Here is a 20,795-nt window from a genome sequence, read left to right as displayed (position 1 = left end):
TCGGTGCTTTCCCCGCCCTGCACATCCGGTTGCCGCCCGCGCACCGCCCGCTTGCGGCACCTCGCGCGACTGCAAGCGCGGAATGGTTCGGATTGACACCCCCGACCGACCTGCTACGAGTGCCCCCGTCCTCGATTTCGGGTTCGATCCCGGCCGGTGCACCCCCATGGGATGCACGATCGTCTCCGGAGGCAAGAATTCCCGGTGCCGCCCGGCCCCCAGTGGCCCCAAGGGCGCCCGGTCCGAGTGGTCCCTCCTCGCCCGACCGCGTGACGGACGTCGAGGCCCGCTCGCAAGACGTTCGAGTGCCGATCGGGCCCTCCGGTCGGCCGGCTGATCATTCGAGAGGAGAACTCCCATGGCTGTTCGTGTCGCCATCAACGGTTTCGGTCGCATCGGTCGCAACGTGCTCCGCGCCATCGTCGAGTCCGGCCGTACCGACATCGAGGTCGTCGCCATCAACGATCTCGGCCCGGTCGAGACCAATGCGCACCTCGTCCGCTACGACTCGGTCCACGGTCGCTTCCCCGGCACCGTGACGGTCGCCGGCGACACCATCGACGTCGGACGCGGCCCGATCAAGGTGACCGCCGTGCGCGATCCCTCGACCCTGCCGTGGAAGGAACTCGGCGTCGACATCGCGCTCGAGTGCACCGGCCTCTTCACCGCCAAGGAGAAGGCCGCCGCGCATCTGACCGCCGGCGCCAAGCGCGTGCTGATCTCGGCTCCGGGCGAGAACGCCGACCTGACGGTCGTCTACGGCGTCAACCACGACAAGCTGACCAAGGATCATCTGATCGTCTCCAACGCCTCGTGCACGACCAACTGTCTGTCGCCCTTCGCCAAGGTGCTGAACGACACGATCGGCATCGAGAAGGGCATGATGACGACGATCCACTCCTACACGGGTGATCAGCCGACCCTCGACACCATGCACAAGGACCTCTACCGCGCCCGCGCGGCGGCCCTCAGCATGATCCCGACCTCGACCGGTGCGGCCAAGGCGGTCGGCCTGGTGCTGCCGGAACTCAAGGGCAAGCTCGACGGCTTCGCGGTGCGCGTGCCGACCCCGAACGTGTCGGTGGTCGACCTCAAGTTCATCGCCAAGCGCCCGACGACGGTCGCCGAGATCAACGACGCCATCCGCGCCGCCGCCAACGGCGGGCTGAAGGGCATCCTCGGCTACACCGACGACAAGAACGTCTCGTCGGACTTCAACCACGATCCGCACTCGTCGATCTTCCACACCGACCAGACCAAGGTCATGGACGGCACCTTCGTGTCGGTCCTCTCCTGGTACGACAACGAGTGGGGCTTCTCCAACCGTATGAGCGATACCGCGGTCGCGATGGGCAAGCTCATCTGACCACGACCGAGTTTGGGGCGAAAAGAAGGGTCGGCCGCGTCGCGGCCGGCCCGTTCATCCACCTCCGACCGGAGAACTCGTCATGAGCGCATTCAAGACCCTCGACGACGCCGCGGTGAAGGGCAAGCGTTGCCTCGTCCGCGTCGATCTGAACGTCCCGATGGAAGACGGCCACGTCACCGACGACACCCGCATCCGTGCCGTCCTGCCGACCATCACCGAGATCGCCGACAAGGGCGGCAAGGTGATCCTGCTCGCCCACTTCGGCCGTCCCAAGGACGGGCCGGAAGCGAAGTATTCGCTGGAGCAGGTCGTCGCGCCGCTGGCCTCGCGCCTCGGCCGTCCGGTCGCCTTCGCGGCCGACAGCATCGGCCCGGTCGCCGAAGCGGCCATCGCCGAGATGGCCGACGGTGACGTCCTCCTGCTCGAGAACACCCGCTTCTACAAGGGCGAAGAGAAGAACGATCCGGCGCACGTGAAGAAGCTCGCCGCCCTCGGCGACGTCTTCGTCAACGACGCCTTCGCCACCGCCCACCGGGCGCACGCCACCACCGAGGGCCTCGCCCACGAGCTGCCGGCCTATGCCGGTCGCTGCATGCAGGCCGAACTCGACGCGCTGACCAAGGCGCTCGAGGCCCCGACCCGTCCGGTCGCGGCGGTCGTCGGCGGCGCCAAGGTGTCCTCGAAGCTCGAGCTGCTCGGCAACCTCGTCAAGAAGGTCGACTACCTGATCATCGGCGGCGGCATGGCCAACACCTTCCTCGCCGCCCAGGGCGTGGAAGTCGGCAAGTCGCTGTGCGAGCACGATCTGGCCCCGACCGCCCGCGAGATCGTCGAGAAGGCCAAGGCCGCCGGTTGCACCGTCGTCCTGCCGGTCGACGGCGTCGCGGCGAAGGAGTTCAAGGCCGGTGCCGCCAATCGCGTCGTGAAGAACGGCGAGATCGCGGCCGACGAGATGGTGCTCGACGCCGGTCCCGCCTCGGTCGCCGCGGTGATCGGTCTGCTCGACACCACGATCAAGACGCTGGTGTGGAACGGCCCCTTCGGCGCCTTCGAGATCGAGCCCTTCGACGCCGCGACCAACGCGGTCGCCCGCAAGGCCGGCGAGCTGGCCGCCAAGGGCGCGATCGTCGCGGTCGCCGGCGGCGGCGACACCGTCTCGGCGCTGAACCACGCCGGTGCGGCCGACGACTTCACCTACATCTCGACCGCCGGCGGCGCCTTCCTCGAGTGGCTCGAGGGCAAGGCCCTTCCGGGCGTCGAATGCCTGCGCAAGGCGTGAGACGCGGTCGACGCATGAACGAAGCGGCCCGGGAGCGATCCCGGGCCGTTTTCTTTCACGGATCTCGCCGAGCATCGCGCATCGCGAGCGACACCCTTCCCCCTTGCCACCGTCGTGCCGAAATCCCATAGGAAGACACCACGCGCGACCATGTCGGCTGCGCCGCCCTTTCCGAGGATATCGCCCGTGCCCCGTCTCTGCCTCGTCACCCCGCGCGACGTCGACGTCTCGACCTTCCCGGCGGTGCTCGACCAGACGCTCGCCGCCGGCGACGTCGCCTCGCTGATCGTCGCGCTGGAGACCGGATCGGAGATGGCGCGCCAGCGCATCGCCGAGCTCCTCACCCCGATCGCCCAGAAGCACGACGTCGCCGTCACCGTGCGCAACGACACCCGCACCGCCGGCCGCGCCAAGGCCGACGGCATCCATGTCGACACCGGCATCGCCGACCTGCGCTCCGCGCTCGAGACCTTCCACCCCGCCGGCATCGTCGGCGTCGGCGGTCTCGAGACCCGCCACGAGGCGATGGAAGCCGGCGAGACCCAGGTCGACTACGTCTTCTTCGGCAGCCTCGATCGCCCCGAGGCGCCCGAGGCCGATCCCCGCGCCCTGGACCTCGCCGTCTGGTGGGTGCCGCTGTTCGAGCCGCCGGTCGTGCTGATGGCCGGCTCGACGCTGGCCTCGCTCGAGGAGGCCGCCGCCACCGGCGCCGAATTCGTCGCCCTGCGCGACGCGATCTGGGCCGACCCGCGCGGGCCGGTCGCCGCCCTCGAAGAGGCGACCCGCCGCCTCGCGGAGGCCTGATCGCCATGGCTCCGCGCCGCACGCTTCGTCTACTCCTCCTCGCGACGCTCGCCGCGGCGCCCTTCGCGGCGGCGCCGGCCTTCGCCGTGACCGAGAAGCCGACGAAGCCCGCGGCCAAGAAGGAAGCACCGAAGAAGCCGGCGGCCGCCCCGTCGATCCCCGCCGGCGCCTTCGCGCCGCGGGTGGTGCCGGTCGCCCCCGGTCAGGCGCCGACCAGTCTCGAGGGCGCCACCCTCTCGCCCGCGCCGACGACGACGCCCGACGACGCCGACCCGGTCTATTCCGCCTTCCAGCGCGGCCGTTGGCTCGCCACCATGGCGCTGGCGATCCCACGCGCCGAGGCCGGCGACACCGCCGCCATGACGATGATCGGCACGCTCTACGAGGGCGGCCTCGGCGTGCCCGCCGATCTCGCCAAGGCGGCCCGCTGGTACGGGCTCGCCGCCGACAAGGGTGACCGCGAGGCCCAGGCCGCACTCGCCCAGATGCTGCTCGCCGGCCGCGGCCTGCCCCGCGACGACAAGCGCGCCTGGACGCTCTTTTCCGCCGCCGCCGAGAAGAACCAGCCGATCGCCCTCTTCAACGGCGCCGTCATGATGCTCGACGGCCGCTACGCCCCGCACGACGTCGACAAGGCCGCCGACTGGATGCGCCGCGCCGCCGAGCAGGGCAACATCGAGGCGCAATACGCCTACGCCACCATGCTGTCCGATCCCGACAACCCGCACGCCGATCCCGTCGCCGCCGCCCGGTGGATGCACGAGGCCGCGACCGCCGGCTTCGAGGCGGCCGAGATCGACTTCGCGCTGATGCTGATCAACGGCCGCGGCGTGCGGAAGTCGGCGGAGAACGCCTTCGTCTGGTTCCGTCGCTCGGCGCTGCGCGGCAACGCCATCGGCCGCAACCGGTTGGCACGCATGTATGCCGCCGGCATCGGCACGCCCCCCGACCCGGTCATGGCCCTCACCTTCCACATCCTCGCCAAGCGCCAGGGCCTCGCCGACGTCTGGCTGGAGACGCGGCTCGCCGACCTCTCCGACGCCGACCGCGCTCGCGCGACGCGCGAGGCCGACCGCCTCGACGCCCACGGCGCCGGTATCGAGGCCGAAGAGGCGGAAGCCGCCGCGAACGCGGCCGCGGCCCCCGCGAGCGGCGCCGACAAGCCTGCTCCGCGCCCCTGAGCGCCCTTTTTTCTTGAATCGAGCGGCATTTCGTGGTGACGAGAGGCCGCTCCACGAAAACCCGGAAAGACACGATGGCACGCTCGGCACTCCTCAACGTCATGGTCGACGCCGTCCGCAAGGCGGCTCGCTCGCTCGTGCGCGACTTCGGCGAGGTCGAGAACCTGCAGGTCTCCCACAAGGGCCCGGCCGACTTCGTCTCCGCCGCCGACCGCAAGGCCGAGGCGATCCTGCGCGAGGAACTCTCCCGCGTTCGTCCGACCTACGGCTTCCTGCTCGAGGAAGGCGGCGTGGTCGAGGGCTCCGACCCGACCCACACCTGGATCGTCGACCCGCTCGACGGCACCACCAACTTCCTGCACGGCATCCCGCAGTTCGCGATCTCGGTGGCACTGAAGCGCAACGACCAGATCGTCGCCGGTGTCGTCTACAATCCGATCCTCGACGAACTCTACGTCGCCGAGCGCGGCGGCGGCGCCTTCCTCAACGATCGCCGCCTGCGCGTCGCCACCCGCCGCGACCTTCACGAATGCGTGATCGGTACCGGCATCCCCTTCCTCGGCCACGGCGATCACGCCCGCTGGCTGAAGGAGGTCGGCGCGCTGAGCCGCGAGGTCGCCGGCATTCGCCGCTTCGGCGCCGCCTCGCTCGACCTCGCCTGGGTCGCCTCGGGCCGCCTCGACGGCTTCTGGGAGCGCGACCTGCAGCCCTGGGACATGGCGGCCGGCATCCTGCTGGTGCGCGAGGCCGGCGGCTTCGTCACCGACCTCAAGGGCGGCGAGCGCATGCTCGAGACCGGCTCGGTCATCTGCGGCAACGAGAACGTCTACAAGCGCGTCGCCAAGGTCATCACCGAGGCCTGATCGCGGACCTCCGTTCGCGGTTCCACCCGCCGTCGTCGAACCGTCGCGAAGGCGTGACCGATCCGTGCTTGTCTCGCGGCCCGGCGGCGTTCATCCTGCCGCCACCCCGCGAGACACGACATGGCACCGAGACACGAACACGAACGCCTCTCCTCCCCGCAGGTCTTCCTCTGGCGGATGGTGATCTTCCTGGTGATCGCCGGCTTCGTCGGCGTGATCCTCCAGCGCCAGGCGATGGCGGCCTTCTCGGCCAATCCGGCGCTGAACGGCTTCATCCTCTTCGTCGCCGCGCTCGGCATCCTCCTGGCGATGCGCCAGGTGATCCGGCTCTTTGCCGAAGTGCGCTGGGTCAACGCCTTCCGCGCCGCCGACCCGACCGCCCCCGCCCTGCCGCGCCCGCGCCTGCTCGGACCGATGGCGGCGCTGATCGGCGATCGCGGCACCGCCGGGCTGACGCCGGCGACGACCCGCTCGATCCTCGATTCGATCGGCATGCGCCTCGACGAGACGCGGGAGATCACCCGCTACATCGCCGCGACCCTGGTCTTCCTCGGCCTGCTCGGCACCTTCACCGGCCTCTCCGAGACCGTCTCCTCGATCGGCGACACGCTGAAGACGCTGAACGGCGGCGCTTCCGACCTCGGCGCCGTCTTCGAGGACCTCAAGACCGGTCTCGCCAAGCCCCTGTCGGGCATGGGCCTCGCCTTCTCGTCCTCGCTCTTCGGCCTCGCCGGCTCGCTGGTGATCGGCTTCCTCGACCTCCAGGCGGGCGCGGCGCAGAACCGCTTCTACAACGAGCTCGAGGATTGGCTGGCGACCGAGACCGATCTCGAACTCGACCGCCCCGCCTCCGGCGTCGAAGGGCTCCAGCGCTCGATCGACCGGCTGGCGCGCCTCACCGAGATGGGCTCGACCGGCGGCGGCAAGACCGCCTCGGCACTGGGTGAACTCGCCGAGAGCCTGCGCGGCCTCGTCGCCGAGGTGCGCGCCGAACAGGCGCAGATCCGCGGCCTGATCGACGCCCAGGGCGAGACCGCACGCGCCACGCTGACCGCGCTCGACCGCATCGCCGGCGCCCTCGATCCCGACGGCGGCACGCCCGCCCGAGCGCCGGCCGACACGCCCGCCGACGGGAGGTGACGATGCGCCTCGCCCGCCGTCGCCGCGAAGGGCCGATCGACTACTGGCCGGGCTTCGTCGACGCTCTGTCGACGCTGATTCTGGTGGTGGTCTTCCTGCTGTCGGTCTTCATGCTGGCGCAGTTCTTCCTGTCGAAGGAAATCACCGGCAAGGACAGCGCCCTCCTCCGCCTGCAGAAGCAGATCTCCGAACTGACCGAGCTGCTCGCCCTCGAGCGCGGCGGCAAGGCCGACGTCGAGAGCGAGGCGACGCGTCTGCGCGCCGGTCTCTCCGACGCCCGCGCGGAAGGCGATGCGCTGCGCGCCCGCATCGACGCGCTGGAGAAGAGTGCGGCCTCCGGCGCCGGTGCCGCCGCCGGAGCCGGTGCGGCGCTCGACGCCGAGAAGCGCCTGTCGGCGGAAGCCCTCGCCCAGGTCGACCTGCTCAACCGCCAGATCTCGGCGCTGCGCCGCCAGATCGCCGCCCTCGAGGAGGCGCTCGACGCCTCGGAGAGCCGCGACAAGGAGAGCCGTACCAAGATCGCCGACCTCGGCGCCCGCCTCAACGTGGCGCTGGCCCAGCGGGTGCAGGAGTTGCAACGCTATCGCTCCGACTTCTTCGGCCGCCTGCGCGAGATCCTCGGCAACCGCCCCGACGTCCGCGTCGTCGGCGACCGCTTCGTCTTCCAGTCGGAGGTGCTCTTCCCCGTCGGCTCCGACGCCCTCGACGACGCCGGCCGCGCCGCGATCGACCGCATCGCCGCGGCCATCCGCGACCTCGAACGCGAGATCCCCGCCGACGTGCCCTGGACGCTGCGCGTCGACGGCCACACCGACGAACGCCCGATCGCCGGCCGCTTCGCCTCGAACTGGGAACTCTCCGCCGCCCGTGCCATCGCCGTGGTGCGGCGGCTGGTCGAGGCCGGCGTCTCGCCGAAACACCTCGTCGCCGCCGCCTTCGGCGAGTTCCAGCCGCTGGAGGAAGGCAAGACCGAGGAGGTCTATGCCCGAAACCGCCGCATCGAAATCCGCCTGACCGATCGTTGAGCGAATGACGAGGAGCCGTCGTTGAACGACACCACAGGTCCCCGCGACGCCGTCCCCGACCTCGCCCGCACGCTTCGCGAGGTCCTGCCCTATGTCTCCGCCTACCTGCCCGAGGTCGTCGATCTCTGGGTGGCGTCGTGGACGAAGACCATGCCGGAGATCGACTTCGAGGCCCGTCGCGGCTGGCTGGTCGACCGGATCGCCGAGCATCTCTCGAACGGCGTCCACGTCGCAGTGGCGATCGCGGCGAACGGCGACGTCCGCGGCTTCGTCACGATCGACCCGGCGACCGGCTGGCTCGACCAGATCGCCGTCCATCCCGTCGTCTGGGGTGCCGGCTTCGCCGAGGCGCTCCTGGCCGAGGCCCGCCGCGTGTCGCCCGACCGCGTCGGCCTCGACGTCAACGCCGACAACGCCCGCGCCGTCGCCTTCTACGAGAAACAGGGCTTCGCCCGTGTCGGCGAAGGTCGAAACCCGCGCTCCGGTCTGCCGACGCTGGTGCTGGAGTGGCGGCCGGCGTGAAGGCATCGTGGTTCGAATGCCGTGCGTGATGCTTCGAGACGCGGGCCTTCGGCCCGCTCCTCAGCATGAGGCGCCTTTTTTCATTTTCGAAACAAGCACATGCGCCTCATGCTGAGGAGCGCCGAAGGCGCGTCTCGAAGCATCGCGCACCCCCGCCGACACGAACACCGCCCCAGAAAACATCGAGCGCCGCGGCGTGTCTCCACGCCCGGCGCTCGCGAAACTCGGGTCCGGTCGAGCCGGACGGGACGGTGGTTCAGGCGCAGCGCTTGAACAGGTCGTCCAGCGCCTGAAGGCGGCTGTCCATCGACTCGTTCATCGCATGGGCCACCGGAATGGCGGCGATGCCGATGCGCTTGCCCGTCGTCAGCGCGACGAAGATCTCGCCGCCGTCGCCGTCGACCGCGACCGACTTGACGGTGGGAAGATCCGAGACCATGGCGGCGATCAGATCGGTCATTTCGTGGACGGAAAGGCGGGCCTTGCCGAGAAGTTCGCTGGCGTTGACGTTTTGGCCGGCAGTCATGACGTGTACCTTGGGTCCTCTCCGGATCTTCCCCTCGAAGATCCTCCGATTTTGAGACAATTGTGACCGATCGAGTCTTGACCGAATCTTTCGACGCAACTCGACGGCGACTTTCGTCCCCGGCGAACGATCAGCGTGGTTTACCCTTCGTAAATCCGGCCGCCACCGGAAGACGACGGGCCGCGATGCCGTTCGCGAGAACTTCCTCGCAGCGGGTCATGTCTTTTTTGCGACCGCGAACTGGACGCGGTCGAGATCTCCACGACGTGATCGTCGACCCGCCCGGCGGCGCGGTCCACAGCCGCGGAAGACACCCGAAACGGCGGCGTATGGCGCGCCGTTTCATCGTCGATTAAGGTTTCCGATCGATGATGGTGACATCCGGAATTTCCGGATCGCGAGTGGCTTGCCCACTCGGCTCGTTGCCTCCTAAGAGACTCGGCGAGAGCCGCGCACTCCGCGGCTCTCCTTTTTTCCGAGATCGCGGCGACAACGGCCGGCGGTCGCGCGTCGCGCCTCCCCGCCGGACACGGCACGGCTCTTGCGACGGGAAGGTCGATGAAACGCGCGGTGTCCCGCTTCGGGGCAGGTCCCGCGTGTCGCTCGAGGAGATGGCGATGAACCCGGACGTTCCCACCGACCAGACCGAAGCCGCCGAGACCGTCGATTTCGCCGCGCGCTTCGCCGGATCGGAGACCTTCCGCCAGCTCTTCCGCGAAGGCATGGCGCTGGTCGAGGAGACCGCTTCCTATCTCGACGGCCCCGGCCGTTCCGAGAGCCGCGGCCTGTCGCGCGCCGCCTCGCTGATCTACGCCACCGAATCCATGCGCCTGACCACGCGCCTGATGCAGCTCGCCTCCTGGCTCCTGCTGCAGCGCGCCGTCAACGAAGGCGAAATGACGCAGCAGCAGGCGGGCCTCGAGAAGTCCAAGGTCCGCATCGAGGATCGCCCCGCCGATCGCACCGGCCCCGGCTGGGACGAGGTGCCGGAGACGCTGCGCGATCTGGTCGAACGCTCGCGCCGCCTGCAGGAGCGCATCCGCAAGCTCGACGACGCCATCTATGCCGAGACCGAGCGGGCACCGGCGCCGAACCCGGTCGCCGACCAGCTGGGTCTCCTCGCCCACGCCTTCGGCCGCGACGACTGACGATCCGTCCCGTTTCGGGACAGAAGGGCCGGCGCGAGCGATCGCGCCGGCCTTCGTCGTTCTCGCCGGCGGCGTTCGCGGACACACCGACCGAAAACGAAAAACCCCGGCCTTTCGGCCGGGGCAATCGTTTCGGACGGGTCCGAAGGGGTCGATCAGAGACCGAAGCCCTTGAACTTGTCCTTGAACTTGGAGATGCGGCCGCCGCGGTCGAGCAGCTGCTGCGAACCGCCGGTCCACGCCGGATGCGACGACGGATCGATGTCGAGGTTCAGCGTGTCGCCTTCCTTGCCGAAGGTCGAGCGCGTGGTGAACTCGGTGCCGTTGGTCATCACAACCTTGATGGTGTGATAGTCGGGATGGATGCCCTGCTTCATGGTCGTGCCCCGTTCCGTGACACCGCTGCCGGGTTCGGCGGCCGCGCTCACGCGATCGTGTCGATGAGGTTCGACAAAGACGAGGCCGCGTCGGTGCACGACACGGCCGTCTCGTCGGTTCGGCGGCGTTCATATAACAATCGGGCTCCACGAACAAGGGTGATCGCACCGATCGCCGGCGCTTTCCCCGCCTCGCCCGCCCGCGACCTTCGTCGCTTTCACGGTCTCGGGACTTGATCCCTCCGCTGGAAGCGTTCAAGGAAGTCGCGCCGGCAGAGGTCCGGCTCGACCGAGCGACGAGGGATCCACGGTGGCGAGAAAGACGAGCACCTCCGAGACCGGCAGCGAGCCGGCCAAGCGCCGTTCCGTGCGTCCGCTGAAGAGCCTCCTGCCCTATGTCGCACGCCATCGTGGTCACGTCTTCGCCGCGCTCTGCGCGCTGGTCGCCGCCGCCGGCGTGACACTCGCCCTGCCGCTCGCGGTGCGGCGCATGATCGATCACGGTTTCTCCGCCGCCGACAGCGCCTTCATCGATCGCTACTTCGCGGTTCTGATGGTGCTCGCCGGCGCCCTCGCGCTCGCCTCGGCCACCCGCTACTACCTCGTCACCTGGCTCGGCGAGCGCATCGTCGCCGATCTGCGTTCCCACGTCTTCGAACACGTGACGCGGCTCTCCGCCGATTTCTGGGATCGCTCGCACTCCGGCGAGATCGTCTCGCGGCTGACCGCCGACGCCACCCAGATCAAGTCCGCCGTCGGCGCCTCCGCCTCGATCGCGCTGCGCAACTTCTTCCTCTTCGTCGGCGCCGTGGCGATGATGGTGGTGACCTCCCCGCGCCTCTCGGCGCTGGTGCTGCTCGCCATTCCCTTCATCGTGCTGCCGCTGGTCGCCTTCGGCCGCAAGGTGCGCGCCCGCTCGCGCCTCGCCCAGGACACGCTCGCCAACGCCGCCGCCTTCGCCTCCGAGAGCATCGGCGCGATGCGCGCGCTCCAGGCCTTCACCAACGAGAAGAGCGCCGTCGGCCACTTCACCGCCGCGGTGGACCGCGCCTTCGAGGCCGCCCGTTCCTCCACCCGCGCCCGCGCCTTCCTCACCGCCGTCGCCATCTTCATGGTCTTCGGATCGGTCGTCGCGGTGCTGTGGATCGGTGCCACCGACGTGCTCTCGGGTCGCCTGACCCCCGGCACCCTGTCGCAGTTCGTGCTCTATTCGGTCTTCGCCGCCGGTGCGCTCGGTGAACTCTCGCAGGTCTGGGGCGAGATCGCCCAGGCCGCCGGTGCCGCCGAACGGCTCTCCGAGCTTCTCGCCGAACAGCCGACCATCGCCGCTCCGGCGAACCCGGTCGCCCTGCCGGAACCGGCCGCCGGCCTCGTGCGGCTCGACGCCGTCCGCTTCGCCTATCCCGGCGCGCCCGACCGCATCATCCTGGAGGAGCTCTCGCTCTCGGTCTCGCCCGGCGAGAAGATCGCCCTCGTCGGCCCCTCGGGCGCCGGCAAGTCGACGGTCTTCCACCTGCTCGAGCGCTACTACGACCCGCAGTCGGGCACCGTCTCGATCGACGGCGTCGACGTGAAGGCCGCCGATCCGACCGCCGTGCGCGACCGCATCGCCATCGTGCCGCAGGACACGGTGATCTTCGCCGACACGATCATGGAGAACATCCGCTACGGCCGCCGCGACGCCTCCGACGACGAGGTGATCGCCGCCGCCCGCACCGCCCTGGTCGACGAGTTCGTCGAGAAGCTGCCGGCGGCTTACGCCACCCAGGTCGGCGAACGCGGCGTGACGCTTTCCGGCGGCCAGCGCCAGCGCCTCGCCATCGCCCGCGCCGTGCTGCGCGCCGCGCCGATCCTGCTGCTCGACGAGGCGACCAGCGCGCTCGACGCCGAGAGCGAGGCCCTCGTCCACACTGCGCTCGAGCGCCTGATGGTCGGCCGCACCACGCTGGTCATCGCCCATCGGCTGGCGACCGTGCTCGCCTGCGACCGCATCCTGGTGCTCGACGGCGGCCGGGTGGTCGAGGAAGGCACCCACGACGAACTGGTGGCGAAGGACGGCATGTACGCCCGTCTGGCGCGCCTGCAGTTCCGCGCCGGCGAGGCGGGCCCGCTCGCCGACTGAGGGCGGCGTCTCTCTGTTCGGCTTCACCCTGAGGTGCGAGCGGAGCGAGCCTCGTGAGGCGCGAAGCCACGACGGGCTTTGCCACTCGGCCTTTCACCCTTCGAGGCCCGGCTGCGCCGGGCTCCTCGGGATGAAGGGCCTCCACGCGAGGCCGAAAGATCGAACCGTCCAGCGTGCCTCAGTTCCCGCCGCTCCACGCCGGCATCGTCTCCCAGCCGAGCTGTTCCTCGACCGTGACGCGGCGGCGCACCACGGCGAAGCGACCGTCCTCGACCAGAACCTCGGGCACCAGCGCACGCGCGTTGTAGGTGCTGGCCATCGTCGCCCCGTAGGCACCGGCCGTCGCCATGACGACCAGATCGCCGGCGTCGAGCGGCGGCAGCGTGTGGCGCTTGAAGGTGTCGGAGCTCTCGCAGATCGGCCCGACCACGTCGTAGACGACCCGCTCGCCGTCCTTCGGCCGGCGCACCGGCACGATGTCGTGGTGGCTGTCGTACATCGCCGGGCGCATCTGGTCGTTCATGCCGGCATCGACCACCGCGAAGGCGACGTCGGCGCCTTCCTTGACGAACTCGACCCGCGTCACCAGCACGCCGGCATCCGCGACGATCGACCGGCCCGGCTCGACCGCGAGCTGGCAGCCGAGATCGCCCACCGTCGAGCGGATCGTCTCGGCGATCTCGGCCGGCGTCGGCGCATGTTCGTTGCGATAGGGGATGCCGAAGCCGCCGCCGAGATCGAGCCGCTCGATCGCATGACCGCGGGCACGCAGCTCGCGCACCAGCTTCGCCATGCGGGCATAGGCCTCGGCGAAGGGGTTGGTCTTGAGGATCTGCGAGCCGATGTGGACGGCGAGACCGACGAGGCGGACGTTCGCCATCGCCTTCAGCTCGTTGTCGAGCCGGCCGAGGCGGTCGGCATCGACGCCGAACTTGTTGTCCTTCTTCCCCGTCGTGATCTTGGCGTGGGTGTCGGCGTCGACGTCCGGATTGACGCGGAGCACCACCGTCGCCACCTGCCCGAGCTCGCCGGCGATCCGGTCGATCCGCCACAGTTCCTCGTAGGACTCGGCGTTGATCTGGTGGATGCCGGTCCGCAGCGCCTGGGCGATCTCGGCATCGGTCTTGCCGACGCCGGAGAAGACCACCCGATCGGCCGGAATGCCGGCGGCGAGCGCACGCGTCATCTCGCCGCCCGAGACGATGTCGGCGCCCGCCCCTTCCTTCGCCAGGATCGACACCACCGCGCGGTTGGCGCAGGCCTTCATGGCGTAGTGGATCGAGACGCCGAGCGGCGCCAGTGCATCGGCGAGCGCGCGGTAGTTCTCGCGCAGGCGCTTGGCCGAATAGAGATAGAACGGCGTGCCGACTTCGGCCGCGATCGCCGAGACCTTGACGCCCTCGAGCGCGAGTTCGCCGTCGATCGTCGACCAACAGGAGGCGGGAAGGCGGCGCAGGAGTTCGGTCATCGTCGGGTCCGGTCGATTGGCGGGGATGAGGCGGCGTAGCACGTTTTCCCGACGGAGGGGAGAGCATGCCGCACACCCGTTCGGAATGCACAAAAACTAGGCCGCAATCGGTGATTTCACACACTGTTGCGGCGACGTTTCTCTGCTACCGTAGCGTCATTGCGAGACGGGGGCGGGCGCGAGCTTGCTTCACCTTTTCAGCGGTGCTTTCAGATGGGAAGAGCCCGGCGAGAGCGATCTCGCCGGGCTCTTTTTTCTCGTACCGAGGACGGCGATCAGCGCGTCAGCGGCTTGTACTTGATGCGGTGCGGCTCGACGGCGGCCGCCCCCAGACGACGGACCTTGTCGGCCTCGTAGTCCTGGAAGTTGCCCTCGAACCACTCGACGTGGCTGTCGCCTTCGAAGGCGAGGATGTGGGTCGCCAGACGGTCGAGGAACCAGCGGTCATGCGAGATGACCACGGCGCAGCCGGCGTAGTCCTCGAGCGCCTCCTCCAGCGCCCGCAGCGTATCGACGTCGAGGTCGTTGGTCGGTTCGTCGAGGAGCAGCACGTTGGCGCCCGACTTCAGCATCTTGGCGAGGTGAACGCGGTTGCGCTCGCCACCCGACAGCACGCCGACCTTCTTCTGCTGGTCGCCGCCCTTGAAGTTGAAGGTCGAGCAGTAGGCGCGGGAATTGATCTCGCGCTTGCCGAGATAGATCACGTCGTTGCCGCCGGAGATTTCCTCCCAGACGGTCTTGTTCGGGTCGAGTGCGTCGCGCGACTGGTCGACGTAGCCGAGCTTGACGCTCTCGCCGATCTTGATCGTGCCGGCGTCCTGGTTCTCCTGGCCCGTGAGCATGCGGAACAGCGTCGTCTTGCCGGCGCCGTTCGGGCCGATCACACCGACGATGCCGCCCGGCGGCAGCTTGAAGGTCAGGTCGTCGATCAGCAGGCGATCGCCGAAGCCCTTGGTGATGCCCTCGAAGTCGACGACGTTGTTGCCCAGCCGCTCGGCCACGGGAATGATGATCTCCGCCGTGCCGACCTGCTTGTTGGCGGCGCGCTCGACCAGTTCCTCGTAGCGCTGGATACGCGCCTTGGACTTGGCCTGACGAGCCTTGGGGGAAGCCGCGATCCACTCGGACTCGCGAGCCAGCGCGCGCTGGCGGGCGGCGTCCTCGCGGCCCTCCTGCTCGAGGCGCTTCTGCTTCTGGCCGAGCCAGGACGAGTAGTTGCCCTCGTAGGGGATGCCGCGGCCGCGATCGAGCTCGAGGATCCACGAGGTGACGTTGTCGAGGAAGTAGCGATCGTGGGTGATGATCAGCACGGCGCCCTTGTAGTCGCGCAGATGCGATTCCAGCCACGCCACCGATTCCGCGTCGAGATGGTTGGTCGGCTCATCGAGGAGCAGCAGGTCGGGGTGCGACAGCAGCAGCCGGCACAGCGCCACGCGGCGACGCTCGCCGCCCGAGAGCTTGGTCACCTCGGCGTCCGGCGCGGGACAGCGCAGCGCGTCCATCGCCATCTCGACCTGGCTGTCGAGATCCCACAGGCCCTGCGCGTCGATCTGATCCTGGAGCTTGGTCATCTCATCCATCAGCTCGTCGGAATAGTCTTCCGCCAGCTGCATGGAGATCTCGTTGAAGCGATCGATCAGCGCCTTCTTCGGCGCGACGCCGACCATGACGTTCTCGAGCACGGTCTTGTCCGGATCGAGCTTCGGCTCCTGCTCGAGGTAGCCGACGGTCGCGCCCTTGGCGACCCAGGCCTCGCCGGTGAACTCCTTGTCGATCCCGGCCATGATCTTGAGCAGGGTCGACTTGCCGGCGCCGTTGACGCCGAGCACGCCGATCTTGGCGTCGGGGAAGAACTGGAGATGGATGTTCTCCAGCACCTTCTTGCCGCCGGGATAGGCCTTGGTCAGGCCGTGCATGTAATAGACGTACTCGTAGGAGGCCATGTGGCGCGCGTCCTCGCAGGGCGGAAGGGAACGGCGGGGGATCGTCGCCCCCGCGAAACTCGGTGCGGCATCGGGGAAATCCCCGAAAGCCGCGGTCGCGCCCTATGTAGCGGCACCCGCGACGCCGGGCAATGGGCGCTCGAGGCGGAACGCCGCGAGCGAGTTCTCGCTCATGGTTGACCAATCGTTAACTCGGCCCGTTGCACCATCGTGGAATCGTCATGCGGAAGGAACCATCCGAGGGATCCCCGCCCATGTGCCGCATTCTCGCCTACGCCGGTCGCCCGATCCTGCTCGAGGATCTGGTCTGTCGCCCGAAACACTCGCTCGTCCATCAGGCCCTCGACGCCCACGAGAGCCGGACGACGACCAACGGCGACGGCTTCGGCATCGGCTGGTACGGCGAGCGCCCCGAGCCCGGCCTCTATCGCGAGACCCTGCCGGCGTGGTCGGACGAGAACCTGCGTTCGATCTGCTCGCAGGTGCGCTCGCGCCTGTTCTTCGCCCATGTCCGCGCCTCGACCGAGGCCGCGGTCGCCCGCGTCAACTGCCATCCCTTCGTCCACGGCCGCTGGATCTTCATGCACAACGGCCAGATCGGCGGTCACAAGAAGATCCGCCGAAGGCTCGAGGCAATGATCCCCGACGCGCTCTACGAGCGTCGCGTCGGGGCGACGGATTCGGAAGCCTTCTTCCTCGCCGCCCTCGGCCAGGGGCTCGACGCTGATCCGGTCGGCGCCATCGCAGCGACCATCCGTGCCGTCGTCGATTTCCAGAGCGAGGCGGGCGTCTCCGATGCCTTCCGCTTCTCCGCCTGCCTCTCCGACGGCAACCGCATCTGGGCCTTCCGCTGGTCCTCCGACGCCTTCCCGCCGACGCTCTATCTACGCGCCCGCGAGGACGGCCACGTCGTCGTCTCCGAGCCGATCGACGAGGAGGCCGACGACTGGGTCCCCGTCCCGCGCTCAGCTCTCCTGACCGTCGAACCCGACGGCCCGCCGATCTTCCGCGATCTCGACCGGCTGATCGCCGGTGCCGCCCGCGTGCGCGGCACCGCCACCGGTTGATCCGCCTCAAGGCCGGGTGCGCGTCTGCCGCGTAGGCTGACGACATTCGCCACAGAGCCCCGAACCCCGCGGGCACGCCCCGGGAATGCGGGGCGTGTCGTCGACCGCGTCGCCGCCTCCGAAGCGGCGCCCGCCAGAAAGGGCTTTCGCGCATGACCATGGAACACGCCGTCGACGAAGAGTCTCTGCCGCCCGTCACGATCGAACCCGCAGCACGCCCGGCGCCCCGCCGCCGCACTCGCGCGACCCCGGCCCCCGCGACGCCCGTCGCCGCGCCGAGCGACGTCGCGCCGGTCGCGGTCGAAGCGCCCGTCCCCGCGCCTGCCCCCGCCGCCGTCGAGCCGGCGGCCGTCGAAGCCGCCCCCGCCGAGGCGATCGACGATGGCGACGACGAGAGCCCCCGGGCGAAGAAGGACAAGAGGGACGGCGGCGAGACCCGTCACCATCTCGCCGAGATGCGCCGCGACCCGGCCGCCATCGCCCATGTCTTCGAGAGCGGCGAATACCCCTACGCCACCAAGATGCGCGGCAAGGTCTACGAGGCCCACAAGCTCGAGCTCCAGCGCGAGTTGCTCAAGCTCCAGCGCTGGGTCGAAGAGACCGGCGAGCGCATCGTCATGCTGTTCGAGGGTCGCGACGCCGCCGGCAAGGGCGGCACGATCAAGCGCTTCATGGAGCACCTCAACCCGCGCACCGCCCGCGTCGTCGCGCTGCAGAAGCCGACCGAACGCGAGCGCACCCAGTGGTATTTCCAGCGCTACATCACCCATCTGCCGGCCGCCGGCGAGATCGTGATGTTCGACCGCTCCTGGTACAACCGCGCCGGCGTCGAGCGCGTCATGGGCTTCTGCTCGCCCAACGACTACCTCGAGTTCATGCGCCAGGCGCCCGAATTCGAGCGCATGCTGGTGCGCTCGGGTGTCCGCCTGTTCAAATACTGGTTCTCGGTCACCCGCGAGGAACAGAAGCGCCGCTTCGACGCCCGCGAGCACGATCCGCTGAAGCAGTGGAAACTGTCGCCGATCGACCGCGCCTCGCTAGACAAGTGGGACGACTACACCGAGGCCAAGGAGGCGATGTTCTTCTACACCGACACCGCCGACGCGCCCTGGACCATCATCAAGTCCAACGACAAGATGCGCGCGCGCCTCAACTGCATGCAGCATTTCCTGTCGTCGCTGCCCTATCCGTCCAAGGACGGCTCGATCGTCACCGGCGTCGATCCGCTGATCGTCGGCTCGACCGAACACGTCATCGGCCGCGACAACAAGATGCTGGTGAAGGCGATCCATCCGGAGCTGAAGCGCGGGCGCTGATCGCCCCGCCTTCGCCCCTTTCGCCTGCCACGAAGGCTCCGACCGCCCCGGCCGGGGCCTTCTTCCCGGATGTGTCATGACCGTCACCAACGTCGTCTTCGACATCGGCCGCGTGCTGATCCAGTGGGATCCGACGCTCCTCTACACCCGCCTGCTGCCCGAACCCGGCCGTGCCGCATGGTTCCTCGCGACGATCCTGCCGCACGAATGGAACCTCGAGCTCGATCGCGGCACGTCCTTCGCCGAGGGCATCGCCGAACGGATCGCCGCCCATCCGGAATGGGAACGCGAGATCCGCGCCTGGGACGAGCACTGGCACGACATGGTGCCGGGCGCGATCGACGGCACCGTCGCCCTGCTCGAACACCTGCGCGCGAAGGGCGTGCCGACCTTCTCGATCACCAATTTCTCGGCCGAGAAATACGCCGAGGCGCGCGAGCGCTTCCCCTTCCTGCAGGGCTTCCGCGACACTGTCGTTTCCGCCCACGAGAAGCTGGTGAAGCCCGACCCGGCGATCTATCGCGTGCTCCTCGACCGCAACGGCCTCGCGCCCGAGACCTGCCTCTTCGTCGACGACATGCCCGAGAACGTCGAGGCCGCCCGCGCCCTCGGCATGAAGGCACACCGTTTCGTCACGCCGCAGGCCTTCGCCGCAGAGCTCGCCGCCAACGGCCTGCCGGTGCCGTGAGGCCTGCGCGACCCCGCGCATGCGAGAAGCGCGTCGGCCGCGCTTTCATCGTGTGGTCGTATGGGCCATTCTGAGAAGAATTCGCAAACGACGGATTCGAGGAGTGGCATGGCGGGCACGGCGATCGACCTGACGCAGATGAAGGACGTTCTGGTCGTCCTCGGCACCGCCGGTGTCGTCGTGCCGCTGATGCATCGCCTCAAGGTCGGCTCGGTGCTGGGCTTCCTGATGGCCGGCGCCATCCTCGGGCCCCACGGGCTCGGGCGGCTCGCCGACACCTTTCCGCCGATCGGCTGGGTCACCCTCCAGGCCTCGGAGGACATCGCCGGCATCGCCGACTTCGGCGTCGTCTTCCTGCTCTTCGTCATCGGCCTGGAACTGTCGATGGCGCGCCTGTCGGCGCTGAAGCGCCTCGTCTTCGGTCTCGGCGGCTTCCAGGTGCTGCTCTCCGCCTTCCTGATCGGCGCCACGGCCTTGCAGTTCGGCCAGACGCCGGCCGCCGCGCTGGTGCTCGGCACCTGTCTGGCGCTGTCCTCGACCGCCGTCGTCATCGAGGTGCTGGCCGAACAGAAGCGGCTGGCGACCGTCACCGGCCGCACCGCCTTCGCGGTCCTGCTGTTCCAGGATCTCGCGGTCGTGCCGATCCTCTTCATGGTCGATCAGCTCGGCGGCGGTCATGCCGGCGAGTCCGTCTGGATCGGCCTCGGTCTGGCGCTGATCAAGGGCATCGGTTCGGTCGCCGCCATCATCCTGCTCGGTCGCGTCGCGCTCCGCCCGCTGTTCCGAGCGGTGGCCGAGACCAAGTCGGTCGAGCTCTTCATGGCGACGATCCTCTTCGTCGCCATCGGCACCGGCGTCGCCACCGCCTTCGCCGGCATGTCGATGGCACTCGGCGCCTTCGTCGCCGGCCTGATGCTGGCCGAGACCGAATATCGCCGCGCCATCGAATCGATGATCGAGCCCTTCAAGGGCCTGCTGCTCGGCGTCTTCTTCTTCTCGGTCGGCATGAGCGTCGACCTCGACTACGTCGTCGCCCATCCGCTGTCGATCGTCGCCGGCTCGGTCGTCCTGGTCGCTCTGAAGGGCCTGGTCACCGGCCTCGGCGCCCGGCTCTTCGGCATCGACCATGCGCACGCGGTGAAGACGGCGCTGCTGATCGGTCCGGGCGGCGAATTCGCCTTCATCGTCGTCGGCCTCGCCGTGTCGCTGAAGGTCGTCGCCCCCGACACCGCCACCTTCGTCGTCGCCGTGGTCGGCCTGTCGATGGCCGCCATCCCCTTCTTCGACATGGCGGGACGGCGCGTCTCCACCGTCATCGTCCGCCATGCCCCCGCCGATCCCGCGACCCTCGTCGCCCCGCCGGAGAACCACGCCGCCCGCGCCCTGATCGTCGGCTGGGGCCGCGTCGGCCATGTCGTCGCCGACCTGCTCGACGAGCACGGCGTCAAATGGATCGCCGCCGACCTCGACCCCGCGAACGTCGCCGAGGGCCGCAAGGCCGAACGCCCGGTCTACTACGGCGACGTCACCAACCTGCTCTTCCTGCGCGCCTGCGGCGTCGCCGAGGCCTCCGCCGTCATCGTCACGGTCGACAATCCGTCCGCCGTCGACACCATCGTCGACGCGGTCAAGACGCTGCGCACCGACGTGCCGCTGATGGTGCGCGCCCGCGACGCCGCCCACGCCCGACGGCTCTACCGCAAGGGCGTCACCGAGGTCGTCCCCGAGACGATCGAGGCGAGCCTGCAGCTCTCCGAGGCCGCCCTCGTCGGTCTCGGCGTCGCCATGGGGCCGGTCATCGCCTCGATCCACGAGAAGCGCGACGGCTTCCGCAAGGAACTCTCCGACGCCGCCGCCCAGTCGCCGCAGGCCTCCACCGTGGCGCGCAGGCAGGGCCTGCGCTTCCGCCGCCGCGAACCCGGATGACCCCTACGAAAGTCACATACGCAACGCCCCC

18 protein-coding genes are annotated in these 20,795 nt (G+C 69.2%); 14 read left to right on the top strand and 4 right to left on the bottom strand.

Going from position 1 to position 20,795, the window contains the following annotated elements; genetic code table 11:
- Positions 1-358: 358 nt before the first annotated feature.
- From gap to ACT53U_RS11950, 8 genes are all read left to right on the top strand, one after another.
- A complete protein-coding gene (gene gap / locus ACT53U_RS11985; RefSeq protein ID WP_476155363.1) occupies positions 359-1,366 on the top strand; it encodes a type I glyceraldehyde-3-phosphate dehydrogenase in 1,008 nt (335 codons plus the stop codon).
- An 82-nt stretch (positions 1,367-1,448) separates the two neighbouring features.
- Positions 1,449-2,648, top strand: coding sequence for a phosphoglycerate kinase (locus ACT53U_RS11980; RefSeq protein WP_476155361.1), 1,200 nt, complete (start codon positions 1,449-1,451; stop codon positions 2,646-2,648).
- A gap of 186 nt (positions 2,649-2,834) precedes the next feature.
- Positions 2,835-3,452, top strand: a complete 618-nt coding sequence (locus tag ACT53U_RS11975) for a thiamine phosphate synthase (protein WP_476155359.1) — start codon at positions 2,835-2,837, stop codon at positions 3,450-3,452.
- 5 nt (positions 3,453-3,457) lie between these two features.
- The gene (locus tag ACT53U_RS11970; RefSeq protein ID WP_476155358.1) at positions 3,458-4,633 is read left to right on the top strand and encodes a tetratricopeptide repeat protein; all 1,176 of its coding nucleotides are present in this window, start codon (positions 3,458-3,460) and stop codon (positions 4,631-4,633) included.
- Positions 4,634-4,707: 74 nt separating this feature from the next.
- Positions 4,708-5,496, top strand: coding sequence for an inositol monophosphatase family protein (locus ACT53U_RS11965; protein ID WP_476138352.1), 789 nt, complete (start codon positions 4,708-4,710; stop codon positions 5,494-5,496).
- A gap of 120 nt (positions 5,497-5,616) precedes the next feature.
- On the top strand, positions 5,617-6,636 hold the full coding sequence (locus ACT53U_RS11960) for a flagellar motor protein MotA (RefSeq protein ID WP_476155356.1): 1,020 nt from the start codon (positions 5,617-5,619) through the stop codon (positions 6,634-6,636).
- Between the two features lie 2 nt (positions 6,637-6,638).
- The gene (locus tag ACT53U_RS11955) at positions 6,639-7,661 is read left to right on the top strand and encodes a peptidoglycan -binding protein (protein ID WP_476155354.1); all 1,023 of its coding nucleotides are present in this window, start codon (positions 6,639-6,641) and stop codon (positions 7,659-7,661) included.
- Between the two features lie 21 nt (positions 7,662-7,682).
- On the top strand, positions 7,683-8,183 hold the full coding sequence (locus tag ACT53U_RS11950; protein WP_476155352.1) for a GNAT family N-acetyltransferase: 501 nt from the start codon (positions 7,683-7,685) through the stop codon (positions 8,181-8,183).
- Between the two features lie 256 nt (positions 8,184-8,439).
- On the opposite strand, the gene ACT53U_RS11945 is transcribed toward ACT53U_RS11950, so the two are convergent.
- Entirely contained in the window at positions 8,440-8,709 is a 270-nt protein-coding gene (locus tag ACT53U_RS11945) for a hypothetical protein (RefSeq protein ID WP_476138348.1), read from the bottom strand.
- Positions 8,710-9,326: 617 nt separating this feature from the next.
- Here ACT53U_RS11945 and rcdA point away from each other — a divergent pair.
- Complete coding sequence (gene rcdA / locus ACT53U_RS11940) at positions 9,327-9,857, top strand: protease adaptor protein RcdA (RefSeq protein ID WP_476155350.1); 531 nt, start codon at positions 9,327-9,329, stop codon at positions 9,855-9,857.
- Positions 9,858-10,012: 155 nt separating this feature from the next.
- On the opposite strand, the gene rpmE is transcribed toward rcdA, so the two are convergent.
- The gene (rpmE, locus tag ACT53U_RS11935; protein ID WP_476138346.1) at positions 10,013-10,234 is read right to left on the bottom strand and encodes a 50S ribosomal protein L31; all 222 of its coding nucleotides are present in this window, start codon (positions 10,232-10,234) and stop codon (positions 10,013-10,015) included.
- A gap of 310 nt (positions 10,235-10,544) precedes the next feature.
- Between rpmE and ACT53U_RS11930 the strand changes: the two genes are divergently transcribed.
- Complete coding sequence (locus ACT53U_RS11930; RefSeq protein ID WP_476155348.1) at positions 10,545-12,356, top strand: ABC transporter transmembrane domain-containing protein; 1,812 nt, start codon at positions 10,545-10,547, stop codon at positions 12,354-12,356.
- 178 nt (positions 12,357-12,534) lie between these two features.
- Here ACT53U_RS11930 and lysA read toward each other — a convergent pair whose 3' ends face one another.
- The gene (gene lysA, locus ACT53U_RS11925; RefSeq protein ID WP_476155346.1) at positions 12,535-13,824 is read right to left on the bottom strand and encodes a diaminopimelate decarboxylase; all 1,290 of its coding nucleotides are present in this window, start codon (positions 13,822-13,824) and stop codon (positions 12,535-12,537) included.
- A 275-nt stretch (positions 13,825-14,099) separates the two neighbouring features.
- Positions 14,100-15,767, bottom strand: coding sequence for an energy-dependent translational throttle protein EttA (gene ettA, locus ACT53U_RS11920; protein WP_476155344.1), 1,668 nt, complete (start codon positions 15,765-15,767; stop codon positions 14,100-14,102).
- 254 nt (positions 15,768-16,021) lie between these two features.
- Here ettA and ACT53U_RS11915 point away from each other — a divergent pair, with 254 nt between their 5' ends.
- From ACT53U_RS11915 to ACT53U_RS11900, 4 genes are all read left to right on the top strand, one after another.
- Complete coding sequence (locus ACT53U_RS11915; protein WP_476155342.1) at positions 16,022-16,834, top strand: class II glutamine amidotransferase; 813 nt, start codon at positions 16,022-16,024, stop codon at positions 16,832-16,834.
- Positions 16,835-16,986: 152 nt separating this feature from the next.
- Positions 16,987-18,150: a polyphosphate kinase 2 gene (gene ppk2 / locus ACT53U_RS11910; RefSeq protein WP_476155341.1), complete on the top strand. Its 1,164-nt coding sequence runs from the start codon at positions 16,987-16,989 to the stop codon at positions 18,148-18,150.
- A 76-nt stretch (positions 18,151-18,226) separates the two neighbouring features.
- A complete protein-coding gene (locus tag ACT53U_RS11905) occupies positions 18,227-18,838 on the top strand; it encodes an HAD family hydrolase (RefSeq protein WP_476155339.1) in 612 nt (203 codons plus the stop codon).
- A 108-nt stretch (positions 18,839-18,946) separates the two neighbouring features.
- Positions 18,947-20,764, top strand: a complete 1,818-nt coding sequence (locus ACT53U_RS11900; protein WP_476155337.1) for a cation:proton antiporter domain-containing protein — start codon at positions 18,947-18,949, stop codon at positions 20,762-20,764.
- Positions 20,765-20,795: the final 31 nt, after the last annotated feature.

The sequence above is a fragment of the Pinisolibacter sp. DMC19 genome (genome assembly GCF_056313985.1).
This window is presented reverse-complemented; position numbering and strand designations above follow the sequence as displayed.